This is a genomic window from Prevotella sp. DNF00663 (assembly GCF_001553265.1).
Classification (GTDB): domain Bacteria; phylum Bacteroidota; class Bacteroidia; order Bacteroidales; family Bacteroidaceae; genus Prevotella.
On sequence record NZ_KQ960610.1, the window covers coordinates 91137 to 100880 of the forward strand.

A 9744-nucleotide genomic window follows, 5' to 3' on the forward strand; every position below is an offset into this window, starting at 1 on the left:
TTATGGCAAAACAATCCGCTATCGAACAGGACGGAACCATTTTGGAAAGTCTTTCCAATGCAATGTTCCGTGTGGAACTTGAAAACGGGGTTCAGATTATAGCGCATATCTCAGGTAAGATGAGAATGCATTACATTAAAATCCTTCCCGGAGACAAGGTTAAAGTAGAGATGAGTCCCTACGACCTGACAAAGGGCAGAATAGTTTTCAGATACAAGTAATATTTCAAGATATGAAGACAAGAGCATCATTAAAGAAGCGTACACCCGACTGCAAAATCGTTCGTCGTAAAGGTCGTTTGTTCGTTATCAACAAGAAAAACCCTAAGTACAAGTTGCGTCAGGGTTAATGTTAAAGTATTGTAAAAGTAAAAAGATATACAATTTTATCTTTAACTTTGCAAACTCTTTAGCAAGAAATCAGATTTTATTAATTTATTTTTATTCAATTAAGAATGGCAATAAGAATTGTTGGAGTAGATTTGCCCCAGAATAAGCGTGGCGAAATCGCATTGACCTATATCTATGGTATCGGTCGAAGTAGTTCAGCAAAGATATTGGATAAAGCCGGCGTAAGCCGCGACCTGAAGGTCAGCGAATGGACTGATGATCAGGCAGCTAGTATCCGTGAAATTATCGGCGCTGAATTCAAAGTAGAAGGTGATCTCCGTTCTGAGATCCAGATGAATATCAAGCGACTGATGGATATTGGTTGCTATCGTGGAGTTCGTCATCGTAATGGTCTTCCTGTTCGTGGTCAGAGCACCAAGAATAATGCACGTACCCGTAAGGGAAAGAAGAAGACTGTTGCTAACAAGAAGAAGGCTACTAAGTAAAATTTAGTTTTCGGTTCTTTAGTTTTTTTGTCGATTGCTTCATAAGCTAAACTCAAAAACTCAAAAACTTAAAACTCAAAACTAAAAAAGATTATGGCAAAAACAAAAGCAACATCTAAGAAAAGAAATGTAAGAGTTGACGCTATCGGCCAGCTCCATGTGCACAGCTCTTTCAATAATATCATTGTGTCTTTAGCAAATAGCGAGGGTCAGGTTATCTCTTGGTCTTCTGCTGGTAAGATGGGATTCCGTGGCTCAAAGAAGAATACTCCTTATGCTGCTCAGATGGCAGGTGAGGATTGTGCGAAAGTAGCTTTCGATTTGGGTCTACGCAAGGTGAAGGCATACGTTAAAGGTCCGGGTAATGGACGTGAATCAGCTATCCGAGCCGTACATGGTGCAGGTATCGAAGTGACAGAGATTGTCGATGTTACTCCATTACCACACAACGGTTGCCGTCCTCCCAAGCGTCGTAAGGTCTAATCCTTCTTGAGAAGATTGCACTATCACAGATACAATTAAATTATAAGCATATTTTTATTTTATGGCTAGATACATAGGTCCGAAATCTAAGATTGCACGTCGATTTGGTGAACCCATCTTCGGCGCTGACAAAGTTTTGTCCAAGAGAAACTTCCCTCCTGGACAGCATGGCAACAACCGTCGCAGAAAAGTTTCTGAGTACGGTGTCATGTTGGCAGAGAAGCAAAAGGCCAAGTACACTTATGGAGTACTTGAGCGTCAGTTCCGTAATATGTTTGATAAGGCAGCTAAGGCTGAGGGTATTACCGGTGAGGTTCTGCTCCAAAACTTGGAGAGCCGTCTCGACAACGTAGTGTTCCGTTTGGGAATCGCTCCTACTCGTGCTGCTGCACGTCAGTTGGTTGGTCACAAACATATCGTTGTTGACGGTCAGGTAGTAAATATTCCCTCTTACGCTGTAGCACCGGGTCAAGTTATTGGTGTTCGTGAGAAGTCTAAGTCACTCGAAGTTATCGAAGCAGCTCTTGCTGGTTTCAACCACAGCAAATATCCATGGATGGAGTGGGATGATAATACAAAGAGTGGTAAGTTCCTGCACAAGCCGGAGCGTGCTGACATTCCAGAGAATATTAAGGAACAGTTAATCGTTGAGTTGTACTCTAAATAAATCATTAAATTAATGGCGATATTAGCATTTCAAAAACCTGATAAAGTTGTAATGCTGGAGGCTGATGATAAGTTCGGAAAGTTTGAATTCCGTCCTTTAGAGCCGGGCTTCGGAGTTACCATTGGTAACTCTTTGCGCCGCATTCTTCTTTCATCCCTCGAAGGCTATGCTATCAATACCATCCGTATCGCTGGTGTTGAGCATGAGTTCTCTTCGGTACCGGGGGTCAAGGAGGATGTTACCAACATTATCTTGAATTTGAAACAAGTAAGATTCAAGCAAGTAGTAGAAGAATTCGAGAACGAGAAAGTTAGTATCACTGTTGAGAATTCAACCGAGTTCAAGGCAGGAGATATAGGCAAGTATCTGACTGGATTTGAAGTGTTAAACCCTGATTTGGTGATTTGTCATTTAGATGTCAAAGCTTCAATGCAGATAGATCTTACTGTTAACAAGGGGCGTGGCTATGTGCCGGCTGACGAGAATCGTGAGTTCTGTACAGACGTCAACGTCCTTCCTATAGATTCTATCTACACCCCAATCCGTAACGTAAAGTATTCAGTTGAGCCATATCGTGTTGAACAAAAGACCGACTATGATAAACTGGTTATCGAAGTTACAACAGATGGTTCCATATCTCCTAAGGATGCACTGAAAGAGGCCGCTAAGATTTTGATTTACCATTTCATGCTCTTCTCTGATGAGAAGATTACTTTGGAAAATCCTGATCAAGATGGTAACCAAGAGTTCGACGAAGAAGTTCTTCACATGCGCCAGCTTCTCAAGACAAAGTTGATTGATATGAACCTTAGTGTTCGTGCTCTTAACTGCTTGAAAGCAGCTGATGTTGAGACGCTCGGCGACTTGGTACAGTACAACAAGACCGACCTCTTGAAGTTCCGCAACTTTGGTAAGAAATCGCTTTCTGAGCTTGATGATTTGCTCGAAGGTCTGAATCTGTCATTTGGAACCGACATCACAAAGTATAAACTGGATAAGGAATAAAGACAGTTTTGAGTTCTTTAGTTTCTGAGTTGACGAGTAATAAGCTCATAACAGAGCTAGTTGACAAGTTAATAAATAGACTAGAACAATATAATTTCTAAATTCCATCCATCAAAGTAAAAAACAAAAATGAGACATAATAAAAAATTCAACCACCTAGGTCGTACTGCATCTCATCGTGATGCCATGCTCGCAAATATGGCTATCTCTTTGATTATGCACAAAAGAATCACTACGACCCTTGCTAAGGCTAAGGCCTTGAAGAAGTATGTAGAACCCCTTATCACCCGTTCAAAGGATGATAGCACAAACTCTCGTCGTGTAGTTTTCCGCTATTTACAAAATAAGGAAGTTGTGAAGGCATTGTTTGGTGAGGTAGCTGCAAAGGTGGCTGATCGTCCCGGTGGTTATACACGTGTTATCAAGTTGGGTACTCGTCAGGGTGACGCAGCTGAGATTGCTTTCATCGAACTCGTAGACTTCGATGAGAACATGGCAAAAACTCCTGCAGCAGCTAAGAAGACACGTCGTAGTCGCAAGTCTACTGCTACCGCAACAGAGGCTGCTCCTGTAGCAGAAGAAGTTAAGGCAGAGCCTGCAGCAGAAGAAACCAAGACAGCAGAATAATCACACGCTGATTATTACAACAATAAAGCGCTTCCATTCGAAAGAGTGGAGGCGCTTTTTTATTCTATGTCTCATCTCTTTATTTCTTTTTATTGCTGTCCGCTAAAAAAATATGATTCTGGGCTAAGTGCTTAAAGTACAAGGTTCTGCGATTAAATGCAGGTCGTATAGGTAACGATTTAGAAATGAGCGATATGCTTGAAAGTTCATTGCTTTGTATAACCAAAGAACGCTCACTATTTCAGTTGCAAAGGTAACACTTTGCGTGGAAAAGTGAGCGTTATTTCGTGTTTTTCATCTTGCCAGTGAAAGAAAAAAGCAATCTATCTACCTTATAGTGGAAGTCTGATTTTTGAATATTTTCTAGATATTATTGTTATATGGTGCTTTTTTGTTTCTTAGTTATTGATAGTCTGTAACTATTTTGCTTTTAAACATAAAAAAAACATTCGACGATTTGTTGGTATCAATTGAAAATATTATTTTTGCTACGATTGAGTGAGAATAATAGCGGTGGGAATAACCCTCAAAAACGTTTCTTAAGTGAATATTCCCAGCGATGATACAAACCTTTTAATCAAGGAAAGGAGGTCAATACCATCAGAAAGATTCTATGAGCGCATGCGAAAATGCGCTATATCATTGATGAACACTTAGAGCGTCATGTTGTTATTATTAAAGTCTAATTATAATCTAATAATGTAAAACCTAATATACTATGCTTCATTACAAAATCAAAAGGTATGGTTTGTTAGCACTTTGTGCGGCCGGTGTCATTACGCCATTCGGTCAAAACCAAAACAATCTGTTGGCCGGAAACACCCGTGTGGGCGTTCTTCATTCGCAAAATATGCGCTATGAAGTTCGTAAGGGAGCCGATGCCATTCTTGCGAACAATATAGAAAGTGAGAAAATACAGACTCGTTCTGTCAACAATACACAACAAACGAAAAGAATCACCGGTCGCGTGGTCGACTCAAAAGGAGAACCGCTGATAGGGGCAGCTGTCAAAGTGAAAGGCGGAACAGCTGCTGCTGTGACCGATATTGATGGTAATTTTGTCCTAACCGGTGCTCCCGACAATGCTACGCTGGTCATCACTTATGTGGGATATACTGCCAAGACTGTGGTTGCCAAAGCCGGTTCAAATCTGGAAGTGGTTATGGATGAAGATTCACAATCGCTCGAAGAGTTGGTTGTTGTGGGGTATGGTACACAGAAGAAAGCCAATCTGACCGGTGCCGTGGCTCAGGTTAATGGCAAGGTGTTGGCCGATCGCCCCATCACTAATATCGGTCAAGGACTTCAAGGTGTGGTTCCTAATTTGAATATCACGATGAATTCGGGTGGTGCTCCGGGTTCTAGCTCGGCTTTCAACATCCGTGGTACCACGTCATTGAATGGTGGTGGGCCACTCGTATTGGTCGACAATGTTCAGATGGATGCCAATTTGGTAAATCCGGATGACATCGAATCCATTTCAGTATTAAAGGATGCGGCCTCGGCAGCCATCTATGGTGCCCGTGCAGCTTATGGCGTTATCTTGATTACTACCAAGAAAGGACATTCCGGTAAGCCCACAGTTTCATTGAATGCAACGGGCTATTGGCAGAATCCGGCGCGTTCTATGCATAACATTAACTCTGTAGATTTCCTGAAAATGAAAGATCTTGCCAATGAGGGAAACGCCTATTATCCTTCGCAAATCTACAAGTACACCAATGATTATTTCAACGGGAATTACGACTCTCCGGTATTTTTCGATCCCTCTATGGGCGGTGATGCTACTTATAAGTATCAGTATTGCGGTAACACCGACTGGTGGAAAGAACTTTATAAGACTTCTTTCTCACAGATTTATAATGCCAATATCAGTGGTGGTAGCGAGAAGACCACTTATTATATGTCTGTCGGTATGAACGATCAGGGTGGTATTCTCAAGGCAGCCAATGACCAATACAAGAAGTACAACGCCAATATCAATGTGTCTACGCAGGTTACTCCTTGGTTGAATGTATCCGGAAAGATTGCTCATACTTATACCACGGAGTTGCATCCAACCGGTGGTACCACTGCCATGAACTCTACTGCTTACAGTGGATTGTCGGCTTATAGCGGCATGTTGAAGAGCGACTTGAGTCCATTGATGCCGGTTAGGCATCCCGATGGGCACTATGCCGGACAGGGTAGCTATACCAATCCGGTGGCTTTACAGGCTCAAGGTGGTAACGCCAATTACAGGAATAACGACCTTTGGATGACCGGTGCCGTGCGAATCACGCCAATAAAAGGGTTGGTCATTAATGCCGATTATACTTGGAACTACTATGGATATTCTTCTCAAGAGCATGTCAGAAACTTCTACGACTATACGGCTGTTGCCGGAACAGAGAATTATTATCCTTGGACTAATCCAAGTAGTGTCACCTTGGCCAATGAAGACGATTACTACAATGCCTTCAATGCCTTTGCCGAGTATTCTTTCTCATTGCAAGATGTGCATAATTTTAAGGTGATGATGGGTTATAACCAAGAGAAGAAACACACCAGATATCATTATACAGGGCGCGCTAATCTGATTGATGCAGAGAATCCATCGCTTAATTTAGCGACCGGTGACATGCGTATGAGTTCTAAAGAGAGCCAGTGGGCGGTCAATGGTATGTTCACAAGAATCAATTATGACTATCGTGGTCGTTACTTGCTGGAACTCGATGGTCGTTACGATGGTTCCTCTAAATTTGCTAAAGGTAACCGCTACTCTTTCTTCCCCTCGGCATCAGCAGCTTGGCGTGTATCCGAAGAAAAATTCTGGGAACCGCTCCGTAGTTGGTGGGATAATTTGAAGGTTCGCGTTTCCTACGGCTCACTGGGTAACCAAGTGGTCGATGGCGACTTTCCTTATTTGGCTACGTATGGTGTCAATAGCTCTTATGGTATTTTGTTGAACGAGGTTCGCCCGGTTGCTATTACGGCTCCGGGGCTTGTAAGTCCTACCTTCACATGGGAGACTGTCAATCAGATAGATTTCGGTTTCGATGTCAATATGTTCCGTAATCGCTTCAATCTCTCTTTCGATTGGTATCGCCGTAACACCAAAGATATGTTGACCACTGGTCAGGTTCTACCCGCAACTTTGGGTGCTGCCGTTCCTCGTGAGAATGCTGCCGACCTGAAAACTGTGGGTTGGGAACTCTCAGCAGGGTGGCAAGACCAGTTGAAGAATGGCTTGAGTTACCACATCAAGGCTGTTCTTTCCGACTACCAGTCTACCATTACGCGCTTCTCCAATCCTACCGGTTTGATTAGCAATTACTATGTTGGCCACAAGATAGGCGAAATTTGGGGATACGTCTCTAACGGTTTGTTCCAGACAGATGCTGAAGCAGCCTCTCAAGACCAGTCTTACCTCTATGGTGGTAAATGGCAGGCCGGCGACGTGAAGTACGAAGATTTGAACGGCGATAAGAAGATTAATGTGGGTAAGAATACTATCGACGATCCGGGCGACCGTAAGATAATTGGTAATAACACACCTCGTTATGCCTTTGGTATCACAGCCGGTTTGGAGTATAAGGGCTTCGACTTCGATATGTTTTGGCAGGGTATAGGCAAGCGCGACTATGCCGTGGGTGGTTCAGCATTCTGGGGATTCACCGACGAATGGCAGACTCCGCTTACCACCGCACTCGATTATTGGACCAAGGACAATCCGAATGCTTACTTCCCACGTCCAAGTTGGCGTAATGGTGGTAACCGCCAGACAAGTTCACGCTATCTCCAAAATGCCCGTTACGTGCGATTGAAGAATATCGTTCTCGGCTATACGATTCCGCGTACCATCACTTCCAAGGTAGGTATTCAGCGTCTCAGAGTATTTGTTCAGGGCGAGAATTTGCTTACATTCACTCCGTTGATTAAGGCGTTCGATCCCGAAACGTTGAGCAATATGACCTATCCTATCAACAAAAAAATCTCTGTTGGATTGAATCTTACTTTCTAATCTTAAATATCAAATACTGAAATGATGAAACTAAAATATATAATCCTTGTGGCATCAGTCGTTTCGGGAACGATACTGACTTCATGCAACTATACGGACTTATCGCCTATCGACTCGTTCACCGACGAATCTTATTGGCACACGCCCAACGACTTGAAGCTTTATGCCAATGGTCTTTATGGGTACTTGAGTAGTCCTACGGCTACCGGAGATAATACTAGTGACAACTTCGTAACCAATAGTTATGTGGGCTATTTGTTCGATGAATATACGATACCTACCGATGCCAACTCTGGTAATGGATGGTATTGGAATGATATTCGTTCTTGTAACTACTTCTTGAAGCGTTATCATACAGTCACCGGGACAGAAGCCGAAATCAATAAATATGTAGCCGAAGTGAGATTTTTTAGAGCACTTCTCTATTATGATAAGCTGCGTATGTTTGGCGATGTGCCTTGGTACGATGCCGACTTGACGACTACCGACACCGAGCAGTTGTACAAAGCACGCGATAAGGCTGACTTTGTATTGGGCAAGGTGATTGAAGACTTGGAGTTTGCCGTGACCAATTTGCCTGAAGCAGGTAATGAGGAGAAAGGGCGTTTGAATAAAGAAGCAGCCCGTACACAGTTGGCTCGTGTGTGTCTCTACTTTGGTACTTATAAGAAATACCACAAACAGTCGGGCAACCTTACAGCCGAATCGCTTCTCAAGAAAGCTGCCGATGTCACCGATGCTATCATGGCTACCGGTAAATTCGATATTGTTAAGGGAACTGATAATGGCGCCAGACAGTTGGCATTTGAAGGTTATCCGCTGTATTATGGCAACCAGTTTGTACAAGAAGATCTCACAGGTAACAAGGAGGTAATTCTTGCTCGTTATTATGCATCGGGCGTGTTGACTCATGAGACAGGCCGTCAGGTATCGCAAAATGGTATGGGGTTGTCTAAAGATTTCGTGGAATCGTTCTTGATGAAAGACGGTACTCCTATTTATAATAGTGGTTCAGGCTACCAAGGCGACGACGATCAAGAGAAAGAGTTTGCTAATCGCGACCCACGTATCTACCAGATTATCGACAACGTCCATCGTCCGTTTACCGTACAGAATGGTGTCCGTGAATCGCACGTTGGCAACGTTAATTCCAACAGTGGCGTTACGGGTTATCCCTGTGTGAAGTATCGTTCGGCCGATACCAAGCAAGCCGAGGCTCGTAATACGTCTTACGATTGGTTTGTATATCGCTATGCTGAAGTCTTGTTAATCAATGCCGAGGCTAAAGCCGAGCTTGGTACTTGTACCCAAGATGTACTCGACAAGACCGTCAACAAACTTCGCGACCGTGTGGAAATGGCTCATTTGACAGTGAATCCGGTGGCTGATGCCAAACCTGTCGCTTATGGTTATGCCCTGTCTAACCTTCTTTATGAGATTCGTCGCGAGCGCAGAATAGAGTTGGTAGCAGAGGGGCAGCGCCTCGATGACCTCAAGCGTTGGAATGCCATGAAGTTGTTGGAGAATCCCAAGACCATGTTTGGTTTGAAGATAACAGACGCAGTCAAGACTACTTATGCTAAGCAGAATGTGACCTTTGGTGGCGAGAATGGGCGTCCGGTTATTAACTATGATGGTGCTACCTACCTTTATCAGTATGCTTCTTCCAAAGCTCTCGATGACAAGGGACGCAAGTGGACCGATACCGACCGACGTTGGTTCTATCCGATACCGACCAACGAATTGACGCTGAACAAGAATCTGATACAGAATCCGGGTTGGAAATAGAGTGCGGTATATGTATGAATACGAGAGAGCAGGTGACCATGTCCCTGCTCTCTTTTTGTTAGATGACTCCCAATCTCTAGTATCGGGTATGTGCAATTAACGTATTTCTCGCTTCAAACACGCCCCTACTTCTCACTCTAAACTCGTCTACTTATCCACTTAAAACCATCTCCCTCCCCTTTTGGGGAGGGCTGGGGTGGGGCTGTTGCAACGGCTTCTCAGCATCGCTGCCTCGACTTTTCAGCATTTCGGAATAGGCTTGACAGTAGAGCTGCCGAGCCCTTGCAGCAACCTTACTCTGACTCTCCCCAAAAGGGGAGGGAGATGGTTTTAAGT

At 43.6% G+C, this 9744-nt stretch carries 10 protein-coding genes; 9 read left to right on the forward strand and 1 reads right to left on the reverse strand.

Translation table 11 applies throughout. The features are described 5' to 3' along the window. Positions 1-2 precede the first annotated feature (2 nt). From infA to HMPREF3034_RS04445, 9 genes are all read left to right on the forward strand, one after another. A complete protein-coding gene (gene infA / locus HMPREF3034_RS04405; protein WP_036896567.1) occupies positions 3-221 on the forward strand; it encodes a translation initiation factor IF-1 in 219 nt (72 codons plus the stop codon). A gap of 11 nt (positions 222-232) precedes the next feature. Further along, positions 233-349: a 50S ribosomal protein L36 gene (rpmJ, locus tag HMPREF3034_RS04410; RefSeq protein WP_006950529.1), complete on the forward strand. Its 117-nt coding sequence runs from the start codon at positions 233-235 to the stop codon at positions 347-349. Positions 350-454: 105 nt separating this feature from the next. After that, the gene (rpsM, locus tag HMPREF3034_RS04415; protein WP_036896568.1) at positions 455-835 is read left to right on the forward strand and encodes a 30S ribosomal protein S13; all 381 of its coding nucleotides are present in this window, start codon (positions 455-457) and stop codon (positions 833-835) included. Positions 836-928: 93 nt separating this feature from the next. Continuing rightward, positions 929-1318, forward strand: a complete 390-nt coding sequence (rpsK, locus tag HMPREF3034_RS04420) for a 30S ribosomal protein S11 (RefSeq protein ID WP_036896569.1) — start codon at positions 929-931, stop codon at positions 1316-1318. A gap of 61 nt (positions 1319-1379) precedes the next feature. Next, the gene (gene rpsD, locus HMPREF3034_RS04425; RefSeq protein WP_036896570.1) at positions 1380-1985 is read left to right on the forward strand and encodes a 30S ribosomal protein S4; all 606 of its coding nucleotides are present in this window, start codon (positions 1380-1382) and stop codon (positions 1983-1985) included. A 12-nt stretch (positions 1986-1997) separates the two neighbouring features. After that, positions 1998-2990 (forward strand): DNA-directed RNA polymerase subunit alpha, encoded by a 993-nt coding sequence (locus tag HMPREF3034_RS04430; protein WP_036896571.1) that lies wholly within the window; start codon positions 1998-2000, stop codon positions 2988-2990. A gap of 129 nt (positions 2991-3119) precedes the next feature. Continuing rightward, positions 3120-3617, forward strand: a complete 498-nt coding sequence (gene rplQ, locus HMPREF3034_RS04435) for a 50S ribosomal protein L17 (RefSeq protein WP_036896572.1) — start codon at positions 3120-3122, stop codon at positions 3615-3617. Between the two features lie 718 nt (positions 3618-4335). Next, positions 4336-7620 (forward strand): SusC/RagA family TonB-linked outer membrane protein, encoded by a 3285-nt coding sequence (locus tag HMPREF3034_RS04440; protein WP_231725603.1) that lies wholly within the window; start codon positions 4336-4338, stop codon positions 7618-7620. Between the two features lie 24 nt (positions 7621-7644). Then, complete coding sequence (locus HMPREF3034_RS04445; RefSeq protein WP_036896576.1) at positions 7645-9408, forward strand: RagB/SusD family nutrient uptake outer membrane protein; 1764 nt, start codon at positions 7645-7647, stop codon at positions 9406-9408. Between the two features lie 151 nt (positions 9409-9559). Here the strand turns inward: HMPREF3034_RS04445 and HMPREF3034_RS12925 are convergent. Then, the coding region (locus HMPREF3034_RS12925) for a hypothetical protein (RefSeq protein ID WP_231725604.1) at positions 9560-9744 on the reverse strand (185 nt) is incomplete at its 5' end.